Below are 21,653 nucleotides of genomic sequence, written 5' to 3'. Positions count from 1 at the left end.
GAATGAAGGGTCAATCGAAAGAAAGCATCCCCATGTGACCAGTAATGAAGATCTGGAAAAGAAGTTGGAAGCTAATGAAAATATTGTTGTCTTAGACGTGAGAGAAGCAGCTGAGTACGCATTCAACCATATTCCTTATGCTATTTCCATTCCTTTGGGAGAATTAGAGGAGCGTCACTCAGAATTGGACATAAACGACGAGATTTATGTGGTTTGCCGCACAGGCAGCCGAAGTGATCTTGCTGCTCAGAAACTGGCTGAAATAGGTTTTGCTAATGTACTGAATGTTGTACCAGGTATGAGTGCCTGGTCAGGAAAATCAAATAGTGTAAACAAATAAGGAGGGGAATGCGAAATGAATACAGTTACTGTATATACAACAACCCGCTGCCCATATTGTGTCATGCTGAAGAATTTTTTAGGTGACCAAAAGATCCCTTTTAAAGAAGTAAATGTGGAAAAGAATCCAGAAATAATGAACCATATTGTAACCAAAACAGGACAAATGGGAGTGCCCCAAACTGAAATCAATGGTCAATGGGTTGTTGGCTATGACCCAAATAATATTATGATGGCATTAAGAAAATAGGAGGAATTATAATGAGTAAAGTAGCAATTATCGCAAGTAATGGTGGAGTTTTTGATGCATATAAAGTATTTAATGTTGCAACCGCAGCAGCAGCGTCTGATCAGGAAGTAGCGATTTTCTTCACATTTGAAGGGTTGAACTTAATCCATAAAGACGCATACAAACAGCTTCCAATGCCAGAGGGGAAAGAACATTTTGCAGAAGGTTTTGCAAAAGCTAATGTGCCCGCTATTCCTGAGCTGGTCGAAATGGCACAGGAATTAGGAGTTAAATTTATTGGCTGCCAAATGACAATGGATGTTATGGGATTAGAAAAAGAGGCTTTTGTTGATGGTATTGAAGTGGGTGGAGCTGTAACATTTTTAGAATTTGCTAAAGACGCAGAAGTATCACTGACGTTTTAATAGAGCTAAAAAAATTTTAAAATAAACTATACCACGGGGGGTAAGGGAAAAATTGACTGTAAGAGCGATGACTTCAGCAGAAGTAACTAAAAAAGTTTTCAATAAAGAAGAATTGTTTATTCTGGATGTTCGTAATGAAAGTGATTTTCAGGATTGGAAAATTGAAGGCGGAAACTTTGATTATCTAAATATCCCGTATTTTGAATTGCTTGATGGTGTGGAAGAAATTTTAGAAAAGATCCCAGCTGATAAAGAAATATTGGTGGTATGTGCTAAAGAAGGCTCATCTATTATGGTGGCAGAGATGCTTTCGGAAGAAGGTTTAACAGTGTCTTACTTACAAGGTGGCATGAAAGCATGGAGCGAACACTTAGAACCAGTGAAAATCGGGGATCTAAAAGATGGCGGCGAAGTGTATCAGTTCGTTCGTATAGGTAAGGGCTGCCTATCTTACATGGTTGTTTCCAACGGTGAAGCGGCAATTATTGATAGCACTCGCATGACTGACATTTACCTTGAATTTGCCAAAAGTATAGATGCAAAAATCACCCATGTATTTGATACGCACCTGCATGCTGACCACCTTTCTGGTGGAAGAGTGATTGCTGAGAAGACGGGCGCAAGCTACTGGCTGCCTCCAAAGGATGCTGCAGAAGTAACATTTGAGTATAAGGCACTAGAAGGCGGCAATGTGGTCACAATCGGGAATACAGCGATTGATATTCATGCCCTTTATTCTCCTGGTCATACGATTGGGTCTACATCTTTTATTGTTGATGAAAAATTCCTGCTTTCAGGAGACATCTTATTCATTGACTCCATCGGAAGACCAGATTTGGCTGGTATGGCTGAAGACTGGGTAGCGGACTTAAGAGAAAGCCTGTACTCCCGTTACAGAGAGCTTTCAGAAAGTCTGATTGTTCTGCCGGCTCATTTTATGATTATTGATGAATTAAATGAAGATGGAAGTGTATCAGAAAAATTAGGGATACTATTTGAGAAGAACCATGGTCTGAATATCGAGGATGAAAGTGAATTTAGAAGACTGGTAACAGAAAACCTGCCGCCACAGCCAAATGCCTATCAAGAAATTCGTGAAACAAACATGGGGAAAATCAACCCTGATGAAGAAAAACAACGTGAAATGGAGATCGGACCAAACCGTTGTGCAGTCCGTTAACAAAATCCTCAGGAGGCGAAATAAATGGAATCAACTAAAGTATTAGATGCAAAAGGATTAGCGTGTCCAATGCCAATCGTGAAAACAAAAAAAGCAATGAATGAATTAGCATCAGGTGACGTTCTGGAAATCCATGCTACTGACAAAGGAGCTAAAAGTGACCTGACAGCTTGGGCGAAGTCAGGCGGCCATGAATTCATAAAACATGAAGAAGAAAATGATGTATTAAAGTTTTGGATTAGAAAAGGGTAAATAATAAGGGGACCTCCGTACAGGTTCCCTTATTTCAAGAAGATATCAGGCTGGATTTAACTTTTGGAATTCGGTTTCTATATGTCGGTTCTATCATAAACTACCCATTGTTGCTCTTTCTCCCCTCTTTATTTGGTATAGCGCCATTTCTTTGCAACGGCTGGCGGGATTTGTGCTTAACGGAAAGGCGGCTATCTTAATAAACGTTAATTGGGGAATATAGGCAACGGTAAATTGATGCCAACAGGAGTACTGCCGTTACATTTGGTTAGATATTTTTATAAATACAGGGGAAAAATACACTGTATTAGTGAAAGAAGGGGTAAGGATGGCGAACAAAAAATTTGTATACTTTGTATCGTTAAGCTCAAATGTTCCCTATGTATTAAACAAAGCGCTGGAAATGATTGAACAAAAAGATGAAGTTGATATATTTTTTGATCTTGATGGAGCCCGTGTGTTAGATAAACGATATCTAAAGAAAATGCCGAGAACCCATGGTGTTGACCTATCTTCCTTATTTACAAAGGCCAGGCAGGCTGGGATTCATTTATATGGCTGTCAGATGAATGTACTGATTGCAGATGGCCTGGAGTTAATTGAAGGTGCCGAACTAGCTGGAGTTGTTACTTTTTTGGAAAGAGCATATCAAGCGGATGCAGTATTAAGTTATTAAAGAGGTGAAAAACATGAATACGAAAAAAGTTGTCGTTTTAGCACTTCATGATGAATTAGAATCTGTATATCCACCTTTAAATATAGCTGTGGGAGCCGCCTCCTCGGGGGCTGATGTGATATTGGCGTTCTCCAGAAGAGGAGTAAATATTTTAGATAAAAAGTATATTCCTATTCCATCGGATGGGATAGAGTATCTTTCCAATGCGCTAAATGACTTCAATGCACCATCTATTCATGAATTGCTTGAAATCGCAGTCGAATCAGGTGTGAAACTTTACGCAGTAGACCTGGATATTAAAGATAGAACAGATTTTATTTATCCAGCTGAACAAGTGCCGATTAAATGGGTCTTAAATGAAGCTGTATCGGCGGATTTATTTGTACACTTTTAACAATAAGGGGGAAGGACTTTGGTGGAAATAACAGAATTTGCACTATCAAAAATTAAAAAAGAGGTAAAAGGCATTATAAATGAAGGAAAAAAGCCCTTCATCCGCTTGGCTATGGGAGTTGGCTGAGGAGGACCACAACTTCGTCTGGCTCTGGAAGAGTCAGCATTAGAAAATGATGAGGTTATAGAGCGAGATGGGATTTTATTTTTAATTCATGAATCAAGTAAACCTTACTTCAATCAAGTCAAAATCGATTACGTAAAGACTTTATTTGGAGGAGGACAATATATTGTTCTTAAAAGGTAGTTAAGAGGGGGCATTCCTGTATGAAAAGACTTTTATTATATGTACCTATAATTCTTTTACTTATGTATTTGGGGTATTCCCAAATTGAGAAAAAGGGTATTGAAACGATATCAACAAACGAATTAGAAGAAAAATTGAAGAATCAGGACGCAGATAACATGGTCTTTGTGGATGTTCGTGAGCCTTATGAGTATGAAGCTGGTTATATCGAAGGAATGATCAACATGCCTTTAAGCACGTTGGATACAGAATATAAGAAGCTCCCGAAAGATGCAGAAATCATCTTATTGTGCAGGAGTGGAAAGCGAAGTCTGCAAGCGGCACAACTATTAGAGAACAAAGGATATTCAAACCTGGTTAGTGTCGACGGCGGCATCCAACAATGGGAAGGCAAACTTGTGAGATGAATTTATTCTATTCCTAACAGCTTGAAAAAGTGGGGTTACTATTAGAAGAATAGAGGTTCACCCACAATAAAGTAACCCTTATGGTCAGGCAACAGGAAAGTATGAGGAAAAAGAGAAGTTGTTCGGGTCCTTATGAGAGTATGCTGAAATAGGAATAAAAAAGTCACAGAAGCCCTCTCAATAAATGAGAAGGGTTTCTTTAATTATTCGGCTTCTTTTTTTCAAACCTTATAAAAATGTTGGTTATCCACATAGAGACAACGAAAAAAGCTATGTAAAAAAGAAATAAGTAAAGGTAATTCACCCAATCAAACATTCTAAAAAGATCAAGATATACCATGACGGGCTTTAAGAGGAAGGCAAAGACCGCTGATAACACGATTGAATACAGATAAACATTTTTCTCCCTGTTCAACGTCCATTGATATAAAAGCATAAAGGCGATGGGTACAAAAGAGGCGTCCAAGGGAAAGCTCGGTAAAAATGGAAGAAGTTGATATGGGTATTCCCACAATCCCAGCCGGATACCGGCTGCATTCGTGTACGCAAACCAAACATGATAATTAAGACCGAAAAACCCCAATAATAGTGCCCTTTTTCTATCGATGAATAATAACAGAATGATAAGAGGGATGACCAGCATGGCAATTTCCAGCCAAAATTTCCAGCTTGTAAAGCCTGAATATATCTTCCAGTAGTCGAGTTGAAGATTAGTTAAGTTTTCTGTTGAGGTTCTAATGGTATGTAACAAATCCATTTGCTTTTTATCCACTTTGTCCCACCCTTTTATAGTAAGGTTTTAATACTTATATAGTTTAACCAAAACAGGTTTACTATACCTTCCTCGCTCTTTTACCTTGTGAGGATATCCGGCTTATTCCTATTGGCTTCATTTAAACTTATTGTTGTTTTCACGCCCAATTTTAGAAGCGGAAGGTACTCGACTTCCAAGGGATTCTTTTCGGTGATTGGAATTCGATTAAAAAAACCACTCCCTAATCCAGAAAGTAGTTTTTTGTACTGCTATGAAAGTTAGTTTTTCCCGTCCAAAAAATCTCCAACAATCTCATTAAACTTCTCACTGTGTTCCCAAAACATGAAATGTCCGCCCAGTACTTTAACCGAGGCTTTTGGAGTCAGTTGGTTTAGATAAGCTGTGGCTGTGTCCGCCCAATGCTCAGCGACAACAAATAGAGTCGGTACAGATTCACTGCCCTGGGCTGCCTCTTCGCGGTAATCGGAAAAAAGCCCTGAAGAGAATAAGTTGGCGGCAATATAGTAGGGTGTTTCAAGCGATTATTCGACAATCCAAGTCAATTCTTTTTCCTTCAGCTCCCGCTGGACCATGACTCCGGCAGCATAAGCCGAGATGAATTCCCGTTGTCCTTTTGGGTTCCGGAGGTAATTCGTGTAGGCTGCTGCCAGATCATCAAGTGGCCCTTCCACCCAATCTTGGTCTTGCTGGACCAATAAAGATTTGGGCGGCATATCTATCAGGACAAGGGATTTGATTTGATCGGTTCCGTATTGGCGGATATATTCCCACACCGTCAGGCAACCGAAGGACCAGCCGACAAGGTCTGGATTTACGACTTTTAGCTCTGCCAGGACTGTTTGCAAACCTGTGCCATGCGTTACATAATCATTCCCATGGACCGTCACAGTAGATCGGCCGTGACTCTTGGGATCAATCACAATTGTCCGGTGAGTTTTAGAAAAATGCTGGACTTGCTCCGAAAAGACATCTTTCGTGAACGTAAAAACGGGGATGAACACAAGCGGTTCTCCGGTACCGGATTCCTGAACAAACAATTCAATTCCTGGTTCTACCTCAACATACTTTGTATTGGCAGCATTCATCATGTACCTCCTAATTTACAAACTCCAAGAGGTATACTTAAAAGATATTTTTACATCATATTCAGAGTTGGTTCGTTCAATAACATTTGCCAGAAGTGTTCTCAGTGATAATACCAAGATACTTTTAGAGGTGACTAGACTTAATCACGTGGAACGGAAATAAGCTTTTTCACAAATCATTCCCAAAACTTCGCAAAGATTTCATTTTTTTCTTCTATACTATAAAGTGTTGGGTAAAGCTTGAATAAAAAGAAAGGATTAGAGGTCCTTCATGAATAGAATATTATTTATTATTTATATTGGTTTCTTTTTCATCGGTACCGGCTGCGAGAATGCCAGGCTGCCCTTACCTGAGAATGCAGAGGACTCACTGATGGTTTCCCACCTGAAAGATGCCCGGTTGACGTTCATTGATAAAGAGAATCAGAGGGTGACGGGCACAGTCGAACTGGATGAAACGATAGCGGATATGGTACGGATCGATGATGAACATATCGCATACACGAGCAGGGACAGTGGTTCTTTAACCTTATTGAATACGAAGAGCGGAAACGTGAAGCAGTGGGAAGATATTGGGTCGGGGGTCAATGAGCTGTTGTACAGTGAGGAGACACGGCAGCTGTTTTTGGCCGACAGCAGAAATAATCAAGTACAGGTGTTTAATATGGATGAAGAAAAAATCACTTCCACCATCCCTGTAGGCAAGTTTCCCCTATCGATGGCTTTGGATGAAAAGGATAGGCTTCTCTTCGTCGTAAATCAGCAGAGCTCTTCTGTGTCGGCAATTGATATTGACGGGCTTGAAGTTACCAGGGAGTTCTTGGTGCCATACCTGCCGGAGGGAATTTGGATTAAAGAATCGAAGCTGTACGTTGGCGGACACGGACCTGTTCATGGAGAGTTGAATCGGTTCGTGTATGTCATCGATGCAGATAGCGGTGAACAGCTTGACCGGATAGAAGTCGGGTTGATGCCCGTCAAATTTTTCAGCCCCCCTGCCGGTAAAGATCTTTATGTGGTATGTCATGGCTCTCATGAACTTTATAAGGTTTCTACTGACGGGGCAGGCACGGAAAACATCAAGGTGGGGGCGAACCCCTATGATGTAACAGGAAATGAAGATTATCTCTATGTTTCCAGCATCGACAGCAATTCTCTTTTCATTTTAAATTTATCAACATTTGACATTACATCTGAAATCGACATAAGCGGCGGACCGGTTGTGATTATCGAGGGAGGGGGATCCTAATGAATATACTTGTTGTTGATGATGAAAAAGATATGGTCGGTCTGTTGAATTCCTACCTTACCTCGAATGGATATTATGTTTTTCCTGCCGGAAATGGCAGAGAGGCAATCGATGTAATGAAAAGTGAATCTATTGATTTAGTCCTTCTCGATATAATGATGCCGTTCATGGACGGACTGGAGGCAGCGCAGGAAATCCGCACATTTTCTGATGTGCCTATTATCATGCTGACAGCGAAGGGAAACGAGGATGACCGTGTAACAGGATTGAAGATCGGTGCTGATGATTATGTGGTGAAGCCGTTCAGCCCAAAGGAGCTCCTTGCGAGAATTGAAGCAGCTCTCCGAAGGTCTAAAGGGTATAAAAACGGAAACCTCACCAGCCAAATGATCAGCCATGAAGAGTTAACGGTCGATTTGAAAGGGCATATGGTGCAAGTGGATGGTATAACCGTTAATCTGACAAGAAAAGAGTTTCTCCTGTTGGCCCTGCTTATGCAGAATCAGGGCCAGGTGTTCAGCAGAGAACAATTGCTGGACCAAATCTGGGGCTTTGAAAGCGAAGGCACCGCACGCACAGTAGATACTCATATTAAAACGTTACGATTGAAGCTGAAAGCGGCGGGATCCTATGTGCAGACGGTGTGGGGTGTTGGCTATAAATTCAATTAAGCATCGTTTGACCCATATGGGACTGCGTCAAAAAATCTGGCTGACGATCGCGGTTGTTTCTGGTATCACCGTATTGATTACGATTGGATTGACCTTTTATTTGTATGAAAAATTATATGTGGATAAGCAAAAGGAATTGCTGCTTCTCCAAGGAAGCAGCCTGAAAGAAGCTTACCTTCAAGAACAGGGGCAGGATCAGTTCCTGGATCTGATAGAGTGGACTAAGAAAAGTTCTGAAGCGGATATCATTTTTACCGAGAACCCGATGGAGCTTAGCGCATCTCTGCCATATGGGGATATGGACAGGAGCACGCTGATCACATTTGAAGAAAGGCAGCAGCTTTTGAACGGCGAAACCGTCACAATGGTCAGGCAGCATCCGGTGTTCCAACAGGACATTTTGGCGGTCGCCATTCCGCTGCTGGAGGGGGAAGCCCTTTCCGGCGCGATTTTTCTTTATATGCCTCTGGAGGATGTTTATGCTCCATTTGAATCCATTCGATATGTCCTGGCGCTACTTCTGGTCATTATTTTACTGACGGTCATTTGGGCAGGGAGAAAGGTAGCTTCACAGATGATTCAGCCGCTGAAGAAGATGGAATTGATTTCGACCCGGATGGCGGCCGGTGATTTTACTAAAAGAATACAGGTTTCTTCATCTGATGAGATAGGCTCACTGGCACATTCGTTTAACCGGTTAGCGGGTTCGTTGGAAGAAGTCGAAAATAGTAGAAGAGAATTTTTACAGAATGTTTCGCATGAACTTAGAACCCCTCTCAGTTATATGAGGGGATATACAGAAGCCATGCTGGAGGGAATGACGACTAGCGGCGAGGAACGGGAAAAATACCTGCGGATCATTCATAACGAAACAGCCAGGCTGACCCGTCTTGTTAATGATTTATTGGATTTGGCTCAGTTGGAAGGAGAATCCTATCCAATGAGGAAGGAACCGATACCATTCGCACAGCTGGTGATGGATGTCACCGAAAGGTTTAAGTTTCATGCGGAACAAAAACATATCCATCTCGGTCTGCAGCTTGATGAAGAGGTCATCATCGAAGGAGATGCCGACCGGCTGGAGCAAGTAATCAGCAACCTGCTGGATAACGCGATTCGTTATACTCCTGAAGCTGGAGAGGTTATGATGGAATTGAAACAAAACGACCATTTAGCGGTTCTGACTGTGAAAGATACAGGATGCGGGATTCCGGAAGAGGATCTGGAAAACATTATGGACCGTTTTTACCGGGTTCACAAGCCGCGAACAAGGAACGAAGGAGGATTTGGTTTAGGGCTGGCCATCGTAAAGCAGATTGTGTGGAAACATGGCGGCACAATTGATGTTCAGTCCCAACCTGGAAAGGGAACATCGATTTCCTTAACATTCCACTCCTTTTCTTTTGAGAGTCAATAAAATTTTAGGAGGATATACAACATGAAAATGAATTCTTTATGGAGGGCCATCACACTCGGGAGTTTGCTGGTGCTGGCTGGATGCGGCGCACAGAATGAACAAGATCATTCAGAAGAAGGCGGAACATTGGAGCCTGTAGAAGTCGAACTGACAACGAAACCAGGTAAAGAGGAGCTTAAAGATGGGGAAGAGTTCACAATCCAGGCGAAAGTTACCCAGGGCGATGAAAATGTAGACGACGCCAATGAAGTGGAGTTTGAATTCTGGAAAAAAGATGAGGAGCAGCACGAGAAGCTCGAAGGTCAGTCTCAAGGAGAAGGAGTTTACTCAATAAGTATGACAGTCGATGAACCGGGAATCTACTATGTGATTTCCCATGTAACGGCAAGGGATATGCATACGATGCCAAAATTGGAGTTGACCATCGGTGATGTAGAAGGAACGGAACATGCCGGCGATGAAGGTCATGGCCATGAAGACGGACATGGAGGGGAAGTCACAGGGCATATTATGCTGGCGGATAAGGTGGAAGCGGGAGAAGAAATTGAACTGACAGGCCATGCGATGACTGGCGATCAGGCGCTGACAGCAGCTGACGTCCGTTTTGAAGTATGGAAAGATGGCGAAGAAAAACACGAATTCATTGATGCTTCAGAAGACAGTGCCGGCGAGTATAAATCAACCCATGTCTTTTCAGATGCGGGGACTTACCATGTGAAGCTTCATATTGAAAAAGGGAAACTGCACACGCATACAGAAAAAACTTTGACTGTAGAATAACAGAAACAGGCTGGGGCTTCCGTAATGATGGGGAGCCTCATTTTTTTGTTGTTAAAAATAAAGTGAACTGTCCAGTCTTTGGTTCATTGTGCTACATAAATAGTTGGACGGATGGGAAAAATCTATCTATCACCAAAGAAGGGGGTATTGAAATGAACTTGAAAGGCCAATTCCCTGTAGCAAATTTAGATGAAAGCCAGCTGTCCAAAATCACACAACTAGAAAACGAGTTAAGGAAAGACACGCAAGAAAATATAGTCTTAATCGCTTATGACGAAAAAGACGAATAGTTTCATACTTTAAAGCACTAAGAGGGACAGTCCCTCTTAGTGCTTTAAAGTGATAAAGATGAGAGGCTTCCGGACTGAACGGGGGCTTCTTTTTCTTTATAATAGGAGGCAAGGTTAAGATTTAAATTAGCGGAAGGATGATTTTGACGATTCAGCTGCCAAGCCTGAAGCCCTTCCTAGCCTAATCAAAAATATTTTTTTCATATATAGCTTACCAATTAAAGAGCAAAGGAGGCCCAAAATGATACCTTTGAACATACTGGATTACTCGCCCATCGACGAAGGGGGAGATGCGCATCAGGCACTCTGGGAGACTACGGAACTTGCGAGGCATGCAGACTCACTTGGATACAAACGATTCTGGGTATCCGAGCATCATATGGTTGATTCTGTTGCCAACAGCAGTCCCGAAATGCTGATGATGCATTTGGCGTCGTCCACATCGAACCTCCGGATTGGTTCCGGCGGGGTCATGCTGCCCCACTACAGCAGTTATAAAGTAGCGGAAAATTTTCGTATGATGGAAGCTCTTCATCCGAATCGGATCGATATCGGAATAGGCAGGTCCCCCAGTTACCGGATTGTCAATCAGGCCCTGAGCGAAGATAAGGCTAAACGGCAGTCCTATGAACAACAGGTGGCCGACCTGAAAAAATACTTTACAGACAACACCACAGAGGAACACCGTTTTCAATCATTGACTGCAGCTCCAAGAATTTCGACGACCCCTGAAATGTGGATGCTTGGATCAGGTGAAAGAGGGGCACGGGTGGCTGCAGCACAGGGAACGGGTTATGTATTTGCCCATTTTGCAAAACCGGGAATGCGAGGGGGAAGCATTGTAGAGTATTACCGCCGGCATTTCCAACCCTCTGCTGTACTGCAGAGACCGAAAACGATGATTGCGCTTTTCGTTGTTGTCGCTGAAACGGAAGAGGAAGCCGAGGAATTGGCAAAAGCATTCGACCTTTGGCTCTATTTTGTGGAGTCTGAAAACCAGCCGCCGTATTATCCTTCTGTAGAAACCGCAAGGAAACGTGGTTTTACAGCAAGTGAGGAGGAGAGGGTAAGGCAGAACAGAAAACGGATGATCATCGGCACCCCGAAAAAAGTAAAATCAGAAATAGAAAAGATTTCAGAGACATTTGAGGCGGATGAAATTATGATTGTGCCGCATGTTTCAGGGATCGAAAATCGAAAAAGAGTCATTGAGTTGCTGGCAAAAGAATTTGATTTGAAGAAGTAAATGCACCGGTTTTGCTCACAGTATAAAGCCGTCGTCTTCAATCAGAATCTGTTTCCTCCCCAAGGCTTCTATGGCTTTTGGGCCTGGCTCGTTTCACACTTTTGAGCCTGGCTCAGTTCCACTGCTGACTGCAAAACATCCCCGATAATCGAGGTTTTTTGTGCGTGTTGCAAAGGGTGTCACGGTCTTAAATCCCTAGCTGCCTGGTAACCCCTATCGTTTCAATGATCTGCCCGATTTTCTGAATCCAGGTCACCCTGCCGGGAGGAGGTAACAGGAATAAGGGGTTTAAGATTTTATACCTTGGGAAAATCTAAAAAGAAAACAAAAAAGGAGTGGGACTTTGGAATTTTCTCTAAGTTTTATCATTAATATAATCATTGCGATTTATCTATTCGTTGATGCCAGAAAGCGTGGTAAGAATCCATGGCTGTGGGCGATCCTTGGCCTGATCTTCGGAGCCATCGTATTGGGCATTTATTTTATCCAGACAGGCAGAAAGGGAATCGGCTGGACAATCGTCATCTTGTCCATTCTATGGTTCATCCTTGCGGTAATCCTGGGAGTCGTCGGAGCCTTGTTCGGAGCCGTAATGTAACACTTTTAACGCCAGTTGAGTCAGCTGGCGTTTTTTATTGGGATTCCCAATGTCTATGGAAATCGCCTTTTATGGTTAAAATAAAGAAAATAGTCTATTTACTACTATAAAGTTATTTTCATATGGTGATGCATGTAATAAATTTTGCCCGAAGGAGTGAACAAGAATGTTTAACTATCCTGATGACAGCCTGGCTTTACATACAGATTTGTATCAGATCAATATGGCGAAGACCTATTGGGAAGATGGGATCCATGATAAAAAAGCGGTGTTTGAACTGTTTTTCCGGAAGCTGCCTTTTGGCAACGGCTATGCCGTATTTGCCGGTCTTGAGAAGGTGATCCGTTTTATCGAAAACTTCCATTTCAGTGAAACGGATATAGAGTATTTGAAGGAAGAAGCCGGTTATGAGGAAGAATTTTTACAATATTTAAAGGAGATGAGGTTCACAGGCAGCATCCGTTCCATGAAGGAAGGCGAGCTTTCGTTTGGGAATGAACCGATGATAAGAGTGGAGGCTCCCCTGGCACAGGCGCAGCTTTTGGAAACCGCGCTGCTCAATATTGTCAACTTCCAGACATTGATTGCGACAAAAGCGGCGAGGATTCGCGAGGTCGTGGGAGACGAAGTCGTGATGGAGTTCGGGACAAGGAGAGCTCAGGAAATGGAGGCCGCAATCTGGGGAACCCGAGCGGCTTTCATCGGAGGCTTTAATGCTACAAGCAACGTCCGGGCAGGAAAGCTGTTCGGGATCCCTGTTGCAGGCACACACGCCCATTCCATGGTCCAGGCCTATCGGGATGACTATACTTCTTTTAAAAAATATGCCCAATCCCATAAGGACTGTGTCTTCCTGGTCGACACTTACGACACGCTGAAGTCCGGGGTTCCGGCGGCGATTCAGGTAGCCAAGGAAATGGGAGACAAAATCAATTTCAAGGGAATCCGCCTGGACAGCGGAGATATGGCATACCTGTCGAAAAGAGCAAGAGAGATGCTGGACGAAGCGGGCTTTCATGATGCGGGAATCGTCGCTTCGAATGACCTTGATGAATACACCATCCTGAACTTAAAAGCGCAGGGTGCCAAAATTGATACATGGGGAATCGGGACGAAACTGATTACAGGCTACGACCAGCCAGCCCTCGGAGCGGTATACAAGCTCGTCTCCATTGAAAATGAGAATGGTGAAATGACAGATACAATCAAAATCTCCAGCAATGCTGAGAAAGTGTCAACCCCAGGCCTGAAGAATGTCTACAGGATTATTAATAAAACGAGCGGCAAGTCAGAAGGGGATTATATTACGCTGGAAGAAGAGAACCCGCAGGAAGAAGACCGGATCAAGATGTTCCATCCTGTTCACACTTTCATCAGTAAGTTTGTCACCAATTTTGACGCAAAAGATCTTCATACCGATATTTTTAAAGATGGAAAGTTGATCTACGAAACACCGTCGCTTCAGGAAATCCGCGAATACTTCCAGGAAAGCATCGAAGTCCTGTGGGACGAGTATAAGCGCTTGATGAACCCGGAGGACTACCCTGTTGATCTGAGCGAAAAATGCTGGAACAACAAAATGCGCAATATCGAGGAAGTCAAGCAGAAAGTACAGGCGTATCAGGAAAGTGCCCGGTGATGAATGTTTGTAGCTTCTGAACCAAAGGTATTATAATAATAGAAAATCTTGATAGGAGAGTGAGATCACAAGATGGATTCTTTGCAAAAACAGATTGTCGAAGAAATGAAAGTGAAACCGGAAATTGACCCAAAAGAAGAAATCCGAAGAAGCGTCGACCTCATGAAAGACTACTTAAAGAAGAATTCTTTCCTGAAAAGCCTTGTACTGGGGATCTCCGGCGGACAGGATTCAACGCTTGTCGGGAAGCTTGCCCAGAAAGCGGTGGATGAGCTGAACGAAGAGAACGGAACGGATGATTACCAGTTCATCGCGGTCCGCCTTCCATACGGCAAACAAAATGATGAGCAGGATGCCCTGGATGCGATTGAGTTCATCCAGCCGAGCAAATCCTACACCGTGAACATCAAAGGGGCAGTCGATGCCAGTGCAGCTGCAATGAAAGAAGCAGGAGTCGAACTTTCTGATTTCACAAAAGGAAACGAAAAAGCGCGCGAACGCATGAAAGTCCAATACAGCATGGCCGCGATGAATAAAGGCGTTGTGCTCGGAACGGACCATTCCGCCGAAGCAGTAACCGGCTTCTATACGAAGCATGGAGACGGTGCAGCCGACCTCGTACCGATTTTCCGATTGAATAAACGCCAGGGAAAAATGCTCCTGAAAGAACTCGGTGCGCCTGAACACCTTTACACGAAGGTTCCGACAGCGGACCTTGAAGACGACCGCCCACTGCTGCCGGACGAAGATGCGCTGGGCGTCACCTACGAAGAGATCGATGACTTCCTTGAGGGTCGGGAAGTTTCCAAGGAGGCCGCGAAAACCATCGGAGGCCACTACCTGAAAACCAGACATAAACGGGAACTGCCAATCACCGTATTCGATGACTGGTGGAGACAATAGATTTTTACAGACCAGCAGGGAGTTTAGGGCTCCTTGGTGGTTTTTTTACTGTGGTGCTCGTCGAGTTTATCCTTTATTCTACGAAACATTGCCTGTCGGAAACCGGGTTTCGTACATTTTAGGTAGACTCCTTTTAAGTTGTTGTATAAAATTTACATATAACTTGAAAGGAGTGTTGCTGATTGATTATGAAAGAGCGCGAGGTGTCGAAAGAGCTGCAAATATTAAGGGTGCTGAGACCGAGGATGAATTTTAGCGAAAGTGAAGAAAGTTACTATCAGTACAAAGAAAAAGGATACGAAGGAGAAGTGACGTTTGATAAGTGGGCAGAGCCGCTTAAAAACATGATCTTTCTAAATGACACAAACTTCAACGTGAACAACAACCATTTCCAAACCGACTCCCTCGGAATTTCCTCAGGAACCCTTCATATCTTCGAAGTCAAAAATTTCGAAGGCGACTACACCATCAAAGAAGACAAATGGTACTCCCCAAAAGGCAACGGAATTAAAAACCCCCTTCTTCAGCTTGAAAAAACCGAAACCCTTATAAACCAGCTTGTTAAAAATATGGGATGGCGAATAAACGTAGAGCCTCATCTTGTATTCGTTCACCCCGAATTCCACCTTTATGATGTTTCTTCCGATTTACCTATCGTGTATCCAACTCAACTTGACCGCTTCCGGGAAAAAATGCTGCAGCGATGCGGCTCCAATCCGACCCGCTCAGAAATCCAATTTGCAGAGAAACTATTAGCTCTCTTAATTGAGGAACTGCCTTATACCAGTGTGCCGGAGTATAAATATGGCGGGTTGAGGAAAGGGATTGTTTGTCCTTTTTGTGGGGGTTTTTATTCCTCGGTACAAACTACATTGGTATGTGGTAATTGTGGTGGAAGGGAAAAGTGCACGGAAGCGGTTTTGAGATGTGTTAAAGAGATAAAACTATTATTCCCTCAACTAAAAGTGACTTCTAACCTTATATATGATTGGTGCGGTGTTATTAGAGATATTAAGACGATACGAAGAATATTAAAAAGAAATTTTAAACTAGTGGGACATGGGAAATCTTCATATTATATCTGATTGGATCGTTATTGCTGAAAGCATTTAAGGGATTTTGCAAAAAGGGTTTTTGACGCCTTGTAATTAGAAGAAAGCGAGAATTGGAGTCGTCAAAGCAACTCGATGAGGTGGTGGAATCGGAAGTCGGTGAGGATCGGAGTCGTCAAAGAGACGCAATGAGGGTGTGGAATCGGAAGTCAGTGAGGATCGGAGTAGTCAAAGGGACGCAATGAGGTTGTGGAATCGGAAGTCAGCGAGGATCGGAGTCGTCAAAGGGACTCAATGAGGGTGCTGAATCGGAAGTCAGGGAAAATCGGAGTCATCAAAGGGACTCAATGAGGGTGTAGAATCGGAAGTCAGGGAGAATCGGAGTCGTCAAAGGGACTCAATGAGGGTGTAGAATCGGAAGTCAGGGAGAGTCGGAGTTGTCAAAGGGACTCAATGAGGGTGTGGAATCGGAAGTCAGGGAGAGTCGGAGTTGTCAAAGGGACTCAATGAGGGTGTGGAATCGGAAGTCAGCGAGGATCGGAGTCGTCAAAGGGACTCAATGAGGGTGTAGAATCGGAAGTCAGGGAAAATCGGAGTAGTCAAAGGGACTCAATGAGGGTGTAGAATCGGAAGTCAGGGAGAATCGGAGTAGTCAAAGGGACGCAATGAGGTTGTGGAATCGGAAGTCAGTGAGAATCGGAGTCGTCAAAGGGACGCAATGAGGTTGTGGAATCAGAAGTCAAGGAGAGTCGGAGACGTCAAAGGGACCAAAACCAATTACAGCCGTACCCAAGTATCTAACCCCCCCCTCCACCCCAATTTTCAAAATATGGATTTTTGTTATATACTTGTAACAGAAAATTCAGATTGTTGAGGCCGCACGCCAGTAAGTCATAGACTAATAGGGTGATCAACTAAGAGAATCATTTCAAATAGAAACCAACAGTAATAGTGAGAAATAGACAAATTACCTAATAATTCCATGAATTCTAAAGGGTTTTGCCGATTTTTGCAGAATGTTATATGTAATTAGACGGGTAGATGTCAGTCACAGAGTTTCAGGAGGGAATAGAATGACGACAAATGTTATGAATCCAAAATTGCAGCATGTAATTGAGAATATTGAGAAGGTAATGATCGGGAAGCGGAAGGTTGCGGAGTTGAGTTTGGTGGCGATGCTGGCAAATGGCCACGTGCTTCTTGAGGATGTACCGGGTGTCGGAAAGACGATGATGGTACGGGCACTTGCAAAATCTGTCGGTGCTTCGTTCAAGCGTATCCAGTTTACGCCAGACCTGCTGCCTTCAGATGTCATCGGCGTTTCGATATTTAATCCGAAAGACAGCGAGTTCCATTTCCGGCCCGGTCCGATCATGGGGAATATCATTCTGGCAGATGAGATTAACCGTACGTCACCAAAGACTCAGTCCGCATTGCTTGAGGGGATGGAAGAGCACAGTGTGACAATCGACGGGGTGACACGCAAACTGGACAAGCCGTTTTTTGTTATGGCAACACAGAACCCGATTGAATATGAAGGGACGTATCCGCTTCCGGAAGCGCAGCTCGACCGTTTCCTCCTTAAAATGAAGATGGGGTATCCTGAGATGGAAGAGGAAATGGAAATCCTCACACGTGCTCAGAAGAATGCGCCGATTGAAGAACTTGAAGCGGTCATTACACTGGAAGAGCTCCGGATGATCCAGGAAGATGTCAAGGATGTTATCGTGGATGACACGCTGAAAAAATATATTGTGGATATCGCCCATAGAACAAGGCTTCATTCCCAAGTGTATCTTGGTGCGAGTCCGCGTGGATCCATTGCTTTGATGAGGGCGTGCCAGGCGTATGCCTACCTGAATAGCCGAGATTATGTGATCCCGGATGATGTGCAGTATCTTGCTCCATTTGTGTTTTCTCACCGTATCATTTTGAAGTCAGAAGCAAAATATGAAGGCATTACGGCCGAAGAAGTGGTAGAACGTGTAATCACAAGGATTCCTGTGCCTGTTCAAAGGCTTGTGAGATAAATGAAAAAGAAATTACAGCTTCTAAAGGTGTTAGGCAAACTGCTGCTGCTTATTGTTTTGTGGGCGGTAACACTTGTCTATGCATTGTTTCAAGGAGGATTCGTCAGCTGGTTTCTGTTTTACAGCTTCGTTCCTTTTGCCTTGTTTTCACTGCTTGTTTCAATCTATCCGCTCTCAGACTTTGAAGTGGAACGTTCGTTTAAATCAACGGATTTCAAAGCAGGGGATTCCATGGAAGTGTCTCTCATCATCAAAAGAAAGCTTCCGTTTCCTTTGTTTTACCTGATTGCAGATGATATTGTGTCTCCTTCAATTTTTTACAGATCCACTTTTCAAAAAGCGAAATCATTGATTTATCCTGGTTTTAGAAGGGAGATTCATCTGAAATACATCATTGATGAACTGCCAAGGGGGGAGCACCATTTCAGCGCTGTCCGGTTAAAGACAGGGGACTTTTTTGGCATTTTTGAAAAAGAAGTGACGGTTCCGTGTGTAAACACGCTGCTCGTATATCCGGCTTTTGTGGATGTGATCTACAGGCCGCTTGAAAGCCGGTATGATCAAGGGATGGCTTCTTCTAACGTGAAAATCCAAAAGGATACGACGATGGCTACGGGGGTTAAGGAGTATCAGCCGGGAGATCGTTTCTCGTGGATTCACTGGAAATCGTTTGCCCGCACAAATGAATTGATGACGAAGGAATTCGAGGAACGGCAGTCTCATGATGTACTTGTCGTCCTGGACCGGGAACCTTCCCACGCATTCGAGCCTATGGTCACTTTTACCGCTTCAATTTTAAAAGCCGTTTTAAGACGGGGGGCACAGGCAGGCCTGCTGTCGATCGGGGAAGACCAGGTTTCGTTCCCGATCAGAGGGGGCGAAGAACATCAGCGCCAGCTTTACCACCATTTGGCAAAAGTAAAGGCGGACAGCAAATTTGATATGTCGAAAGTCCTTCACGGAGAAGGGAACAACTTTCAGCAATCCGCTACGGTCATGTTTGTGACAGGTTCGCTCTCCAAAAAGCTGATTTCGACAGTCAGCTCATATGCCAAGCGCAATTCTTCCGTTGTCATTTTTTTGATAAAAGAACAAGCCACACAGCTTTCCTCTGAAGAAAAAGCGTTAAAGGCCATGGCGGCCGGCAGGGGTATCTGGCTTAAGGTGATTTATGATGGTGAATTTGGCTCTGCGTTTTCGGAGGTGAAGAATGCATGAGTGATCGAACGAAAACAAGGAATCTTCAGCGGGGGCTTCTTTATGGACTCGCATTCATCTTGCTGTGGGAATGGTTAAGACCGCTGGATGACATAACGGATACGGGGAATCTGGGCTATTTTGTGGGGTTTATCCTTCTGTCGATTACCCTGTATTACCTGAACCTTAACAAATTTTTATCATTTTCCATTAAGGTGTTTTTCATCGTGTATTCTCTGTACCATTTGTATGCCGATGATACATTTTTGAATCCTATAGCTGCGATGATCACCGACCTGTGGGACAATATCGGGCTGACCATTGGGCGTGAGTGGTCGCTGCTGTCCGATATGTACCGCAGTCTGTTGTTTTTCATCTTGCTGTGGTTGATGACCTACCTGATTCATTACTGGTTATCCGTCAGGAAAACGATGCTCCTGTTTTATATCATGACGGTCATTTACATCAGCCTGCTTGATACGTTTACAGCATTTGATGCAAAAGGAGCCATCATCCGGATCATCGTCCTCGGCTTTTTGCTGCTGGGGATGCTTGCGCTGCTCCGTTTAAAAGATCAAGAGAGCCTGAGGGCAACGAAATTTGCCACCGGGAGATGGATGGTTCCGCTGGTGATCATGATCGGCACCAGTTCCGTCCTTGCTTTTGCAGCACCGAAGATCGATCCTGTCTGGCCTGATCCGGTTCCTCATCTTAAGGCACTTGCGGGTCAAAATGAAACAGGAGGCGGAGGGTCCAAGCTTGGTTACGGGCAGGATGACAGCCGGCTTGGCGGTCCATTCTACGGAGATCCGAAAACGGTCTTTACCGCTGATGTTGTCAGGGAGCACTACTGGAGAATCGAAAGTAAAGATTTATATACCGGAAAAGGATGGGAAAGGACTGGCACGGAAGAAGCAGACAAAAAGCTGCCTTTCAATCCTGGGGAGGAAATCCCTATCAAGATCACCGAACATGACCCGGACAAGGAGCCTGATACAGAAACGCTAAAGGTGAAAGAGCAATATTCTCATATTGTTCATCCTTATGGAATTAATACTGTGCAGGGGAATGAAGATGGTTATTTTTCCATCAATACAGAAACGGCAAAGATTTCGTCTCTTCAAGGGGAAGAGGAAGTCAAACTCGAGGAATACACGGTGGAGTACACAAACCCGGTTTACTCTTTGAAAGGGCTGGAATCTACTTCAGCGGACTCTTTTCCTGAAACGTCCGAGCTCTTTCTTGAAAAATACACCCAGCTTCCTGAGACACTGCCCCAGCGGGTAAAGGATCTGGCCGAAACCATCACAGCTGACCAGGAGAACTGGTATCAGAAAACAAAAGCAATAGAAGAATACTTTGAAAAAGAAAACTTTGTCTATGAGCAGTTCGATGTTCCGGTCCCTGAGGAAGGACAGGACTATGTTGACCAGTTCCTGTTCGAAACGCAGATGGGCTACTGTGATAACTATTCCACAGCGATGGTGGTCCTTGTCCGCTCCCTGGGAATACCGGCAAGATGGGCGAAGGGATATACGGAAGGCGAGTATCAGAGAACCATCGATACGCAATACAAAACCTATAGGGTGACCAATAATAATGCCCATTCCTGGGTTGAAGTATATTTCCCTGGAGAAGGCTGGGTTCCGTTTGAGCCGACAGTCGGATTCACAGGCAGTTCCATCGTAAACTATGACTATGAACTTCCGGAGACGGAAGAGACGGTAGTTCCGCCGATCGAGCAGGAAACGCCTGAAAAAGATCTGACTCCGGAGGATGATTCTGCCGACAGCGGTTCTATCAATTTTTCCATCAAAGCATTGTGGGATGATGCCGTAACTTTTGTGGAGGATAACTGGGGCAAGATCCTGATTGCCATCCTGTTACTTGCGATTATTGCTTTTGCGGCATTCATGGCAAGGAGAAGATGGCTGCCGTACTTCCTCATTCCATACTATAAGTTCAAAAAGGATGATGATACCTTCCCGCAAGCCTATGTCTCCTTGTTAAAGCAATTGGGCCGCTACGGGTTAAAAATGGATGACGGGCAGACGCTCCGCTCCTATTCAAGGTATGTGGATTCTTTCTTTGGCACCAGGGAAATGACGTCCCTTACGAACAAATATGAAAGGAGCTTATACGGTCAAAAGCTTACAGAACATGACTGGAAACAGCTTCAGGAATTGTGGGAAAATTTAATTAAAAGGACAACTGGTTGACCGATGCGCTGTCTCGGTATAAAATGATGTCGAAATGTATATAAATATGGTTTGCATACCTTCATATATCCTCGATAATATGGTTCGAAAGTCTCTACCGGGTCACCGTAAATGATCTGACTATGAAGGCAGTATTCATTTTGATGGGATATAAGCGAAGTATATCAAAACCAGAATTCTGCCTTTGTACAAAGGCTGGATTCTGGTTTTTTTTACTTTTCGGGCAAACTGTAAAGAATTATAGATTAGACGAAATAACTTGATGAGGTGAACAGGATGACAGGAAAAGCGGAA

Annotated in this window: 22 protein-coding genes, 1 pseudogene and 1 riboswitch; of the genes and pseudogenes, 21 read left to right on the top strand and 2 right to left on the bottom strand. The window is 43.8% G+C overall.

All coding sequences use genetic code 11. The features are described 5' to 3' along the window. The 8 genes and pseudogenes from BSG1_RS14870 to BSG1_RS14835 form a co-directional block, all read left to right on the top strand. The coding region (locus BSG1_RS14870; protein WP_006837938.1) for a rhodanese-like domain-containing protein at positions 1-340 on the top strand (340 nt) is incomplete at its 5' end. A 15-nt stretch (positions 341-355) separates the two neighbouring features. Further along, entirely contained in the window at positions 356-589 is a 234-nt protein-coding gene (locus tag BSG1_RS14865; RefSeq protein WP_044022968.1) for a glutaredoxin family protein, read from the top strand. 11 nt (positions 590-600) lie between these two features. Further along, positions 601-993 carry a DsrE/DsrF/DrsH-like family protein gene (locus tag BSG1_RS14860; RefSeq protein ID WP_006837936.1) on the top strand — a complete coding sequence of 131 codons (393 nt, stop codon included), beginning with the start codon at positions 601-603 and terminating at the stop codon, positions 991-993. A gap of 21 nt (positions 994-1,014) precedes the next feature. Then, a pseudogene (locus tag BSG1_RS14855) lies at positions 1,015-2,173 on the top strand (MBL fold metallo-hydrolase). A 24-nt stretch (positions 2,174-2,197) separates the two neighbouring features. After that, positions 2,198-2,425, top strand: coding sequence for a sulfurtransferase TusA family protein (locus BSG1_RS14850; RefSeq protein ID WP_006837934.1), 228 nt, complete (start codon positions 2,198-2,200; stop codon positions 2,423-2,425). A gap of 328 nt (positions 2,426-2,753) precedes the next feature. Then, entirely contained in the window at positions 2,754-3,101 is a 348-nt protein-coding gene (locus BSG1_RS14845; RefSeq protein WP_044022966.1) for a DsrE/DsrF/DrsH-like family protein, read from the top strand. A 13-nt stretch (positions 3,102-3,114) separates the two neighbouring features. Then, positions 3,115-3,495, top strand: coding sequence for a hypothetical protein (locus tag BSG1_RS14840; RefSeq protein ID WP_006837932.1), 381 nt, complete (start codon positions 3,115-3,117; stop codon positions 3,493-3,495). A gap of 326 nt (positions 3,496-3,821) precedes the next feature. Beyond that, positions 3,822-4,208, top strand: coding sequence for a rhodanese-like domain-containing protein (locus tag BSG1_RS14835; RefSeq protein ID WP_044022965.1), 387 nt, complete (start codon positions 3,822-3,824; stop codon positions 4,206-4,208). A 199-nt stretch (positions 4,209-4,407) separates the two neighbouring features. On the opposite strand, the gene BSG1_RS14830 is transcribed toward BSG1_RS14835, so the two are convergent. Both BSG1_RS14830 and BSG1_RS14825 read right to left on the bottom strand, forming a co-directional pair. Further along, on the bottom strand, positions 4,408-4,980 hold the full coding sequence (locus BSG1_RS14830; RefSeq protein ID WP_006837929.1) for a CBO0543 family protein: 573 nt from the start codon (positions 4,978-4,980) through the stop codon (positions 4,408-4,410). A gap of 524 nt (positions 4,981-5,504) precedes the next feature. Beyond that, the gene (locus tag BSG1_RS14825) at positions 5,505-6,068 is read right to left on the bottom strand and encodes an alpha/beta fold hydrolase (RefSeq protein WP_332248318.1); all 564 of its coding nucleotides are present in this window, start codon (positions 6,066-6,068) and stop codon (positions 5,505-5,507) included. Positions 6,069-6,339: 271 nt separating this feature from the next. Between BSG1_RS14825 and BSG1_RS14820 the strand changes: the two genes are divergently transcribed. The 13 genes from BSG1_RS14820 to BSG1_RS14765 all read left to right on the top strand — a co-directional run bounded on the left by BSG1_RS14820 (position 6,340) and on the right by BSG1_RS14765 (position 21,359). Next, positions 6,340-7,317 carry a YncE family protein gene (locus BSG1_RS14820; protein ID WP_006837927.1) on the top strand — a complete coding sequence of 326 codons (978 nt, stop codon included), beginning with the start codon at positions 6,340-6,342 and terminating at the stop codon, positions 7,315-7,317. Continuing rightward, positions 7,317-7,988 (top strand): response regulator transcription factor, encoded by a 672-nt coding sequence (locus tag BSG1_RS14815; protein ID WP_006837926.1) that lies wholly within the window; start codon positions 7,317-7,319, stop codon positions 7,986-7,988. The genes BSG1_RS14820 and BSG1_RS14815 overlap by 1 nt, the downstream gene beginning before the upstream one ends. Beyond that, positions 7,969-9,405 (top strand): sensor histidine kinase, encoded by a 1,437-nt coding sequence (locus BSG1_RS14810; RefSeq protein WP_232214244.1) that lies wholly within the window; start codon positions 7,969-7,971, stop codon positions 9,403-9,405. Before BSG1_RS14815 ends, BSG1_RS14810 begins: the two co-directional genes overlap by 20 nt. Before the next feature lie 21 nt (positions 9,406-9,426). Beyond that, entirely contained in the window at positions 9,427-10,185 is a 759-nt protein-coding gene (locus tag BSG1_RS14805; protein WP_006837924.1) for a FixH family protein, read from the top strand. A gap of 152 nt (positions 10,186-10,337) precedes the next feature. Next, positions 10,338-10,475, top strand: coding sequence for a hypothetical protein (locus tag BSG1_RS21145; protein WP_198008242.1), 138 nt, complete (start codon positions 10,338-10,340; stop codon positions 10,473-10,475). 241 nt (positions 10,476-10,716) lie between these two features. Continuing rightward, positions 10,717-11,721, top strand: coding sequence for an LLM class flavin-dependent oxidoreductase (locus tag BSG1_RS14800; RefSeq protein WP_006837922.1), 1,005 nt, complete (start codon positions 10,717-10,719; stop codon positions 11,719-11,721). Between the two features lie 343 nt (positions 11,722-12,064). Then, a complete protein-coding gene (locus BSG1_RS14795) occupies positions 12,065-12,319 on the top strand; it encodes a hypothetical protein (protein ID WP_006837921.1) in 255 nt (84 codons plus the stop codon). A gap of 166 nt (positions 12,320-12,485) precedes the next feature. Further along, positions 12,486-13,958, top strand: coding sequence for a nicotinate phosphoribosyltransferase (locus BSG1_RS14790; protein WP_006837919.1), 1,473 nt, complete (start codon positions 12,486-12,488; stop codon positions 13,956-13,958). Positions 13,959-14,030: 72 nt separating this feature from the next. Continuing rightward, positions 14,031-14,861 carry an ammonia-dependent NAD(+) synthetase gene (nadE, locus tag BSG1_RS14785; protein WP_006837918.1) on the top strand — a complete coding sequence of 277 codons (831 nt, stop codon included), beginning with the start codon at positions 14,031-14,033 and terminating at the stop codon, positions 14,859-14,861. A 188-nt stretch (positions 14,862-15,049) separates the two neighbouring features. Further along, positions 15,050-15,946: a nuclease-related domain-containing protein gene (locus BSG1_RS14780; protein ID WP_232214245.1), complete on the top strand. Its 897-nt coding sequence runs from the start codon at positions 15,050-15,052 to the stop codon at positions 15,944-15,946. Positions 15,947-16,986: 1,040 nt separating this feature from the next. Next, a complete protein-coding gene (locus BSG1_RS14775) occupies positions 16,987-17,943 on the top strand; it encodes an AAA family ATPase (protein WP_006837914.1) in 957 nt (318 codons plus the stop codon). Further along, positions 17,944-19,161, top strand: a complete 1,218-nt coding sequence (locus BSG1_RS14770; RefSeq protein ID WP_006837913.1) for a DUF58 domain-containing protein — start codon at positions 17,944-17,946, stop codon at positions 19,159-19,161. Continuing rightward, positions 19,158-21,359 (top strand): transglutaminaseTgpA domain-containing protein, encoded by a 2,202-nt coding sequence (locus BSG1_RS14765; RefSeq protein ID WP_006837912.1) that lies wholly within the window; start codon positions 19,158-19,160, stop codon positions 21,357-21,359. The genes BSG1_RS14770 and BSG1_RS14765 overlap by 4 nt, the downstream gene beginning before the upstream one ends. Before the next feature lie 41 nt (positions 21,360-21,400). Next, positions 21,401-21,502: riboswitch (purine riboswitch) on the top strand. Positions 21,503-21,653 lie beyond the last annotated feature (151 nt).

The organism is Bacillus sp. SG-1 (genome assembly GCF_000181495.1).
Lineage (GTDB): Bacteria > Bacillota > Bacilli > Bacillales > Bacillaceae_B > Rossellomorea.
This window is presented reverse-complemented; position numbering and strand designations above follow the sequence as displayed.

Bases quoted from the DNA above. Each gene is read 5' to 3' on its own strand.
- BSG1_RS14865 (WP_044022968.1), top strand. From the start codon at position 356: ATGAATACAGTTACTGTATATACAACAACCCGCTGCCCATATTGTGTC.
- BSG1_RS14860 (WP_006837936.1), top strand. From the start codon at position 601: ATGAGTAAAGTAGCAATTATCGCAAGTAATGGTGGAGTTTTTGATGCA.
- BSG1_RS14850 (WP_006837934.1), top strand. From the start codon at position 2,198: ATGGAATCAACTAAAGTATTAGATGCAAAAGGATTAGCGTGTCCAATG.
- BSG1_RS14845 (WP_044022966.1), top strand. From the start codon at position 2,754: ATGGCGAACAAAAAATTTGTATACTTTGTATCGTTAAGCTCAAATGTT.
- BSG1_RS14840 (WP_006837932.1), top strand. From the start codon at position 3,115: ATGAATACGAAAAAAGTTGTCGTTTTAGCACTTCATGATGAATTAGAA.
- BSG1_RS14835 (WP_044022965.1), top strand. From the start codon at position 3,822: ATGAAAAGACTTTTATTATATGTACCTATAATTCTTTTACTTATGTAT.
- BSG1_RS14825 (WP_332248318.1), bottom strand. From the start codon at position 6,068: ATGAATGCTGCCAATACAAAGTATGTTGAGGTAGAACCAGGAATTGAA.
- BSG1_RS14820 (WP_006837927.1), top strand. From the start codon at position 6,340: ATGAATAGAATATTATTTATTATTTATATTGGTTTCTTTTTCATCGGT.
- BSG1_RS14815 (WP_006837926.1), top strand. From the start codon at position 7,317: ATGAATATACTTGTTGTTGATGATGAAAAAGATATGGTCGGTCTGTTG.
- BSG1_RS14805 (WP_006837924.1), top strand. From the start codon at position 9,427: ATGAAAATGAATTCTTTATGGAGGGCCATCACACTCGGGAGTTTGCTG.
- BSG1_RS21145 (WP_198008242.1), top strand. From the start codon at position 10,338: ATGAACTTGAAAGGCCAATTCCCTGTAGCAAATTTAGATGAAAGCCAG.
- BSG1_RS14800 (WP_006837922.1), top strand. From the start codon at position 10,717: ATGATACCTTTGAACATACTGGATTACTCGCCCATCGACGAAGGGGGA.
- BSG1_RS14790 (WP_006837919.1), top strand. From the start codon at position 12,486: ATGTTTAACTATCCTGATGACAGCCTGGCTTTACATACAGATTTGTAT.
- nadE (WP_006837918.1), top strand. From the start codon at position 14,031: ATGGATTCTTTGCAAAAACAGATTGTCGAAGAAATGAAAGTGAAACCG.
- BSG1_RS14780 (WP_232214245.1), top strand. From the start codon at position 15,050: ATGAAAGAGCGCGAGGTGTCGAAAGAGCTGCAAATATTAAGGGTGCTG.
- BSG1_RS14775 (WP_006837914.1), top strand. From the start codon at position 16,987: ATGACGACAAATGTTATGAATCCAAAATTGCAGCATGTAATTGAGAAT.
- BSG1_RS14770 (WP_006837913.1), top strand. From the start codon at position 17,944: ATGAAAAAGAAATTACAGCTTCTAAAGGTGTTAGGCAAACTGCTGCTG.
- BSG1_RS14765 (WP_006837912.1), top strand. From the start codon at position 19,158: ATGAGTGATCGAACGAAAACAAGGAATCTTCAGCGGGGGCTTCTTTAT.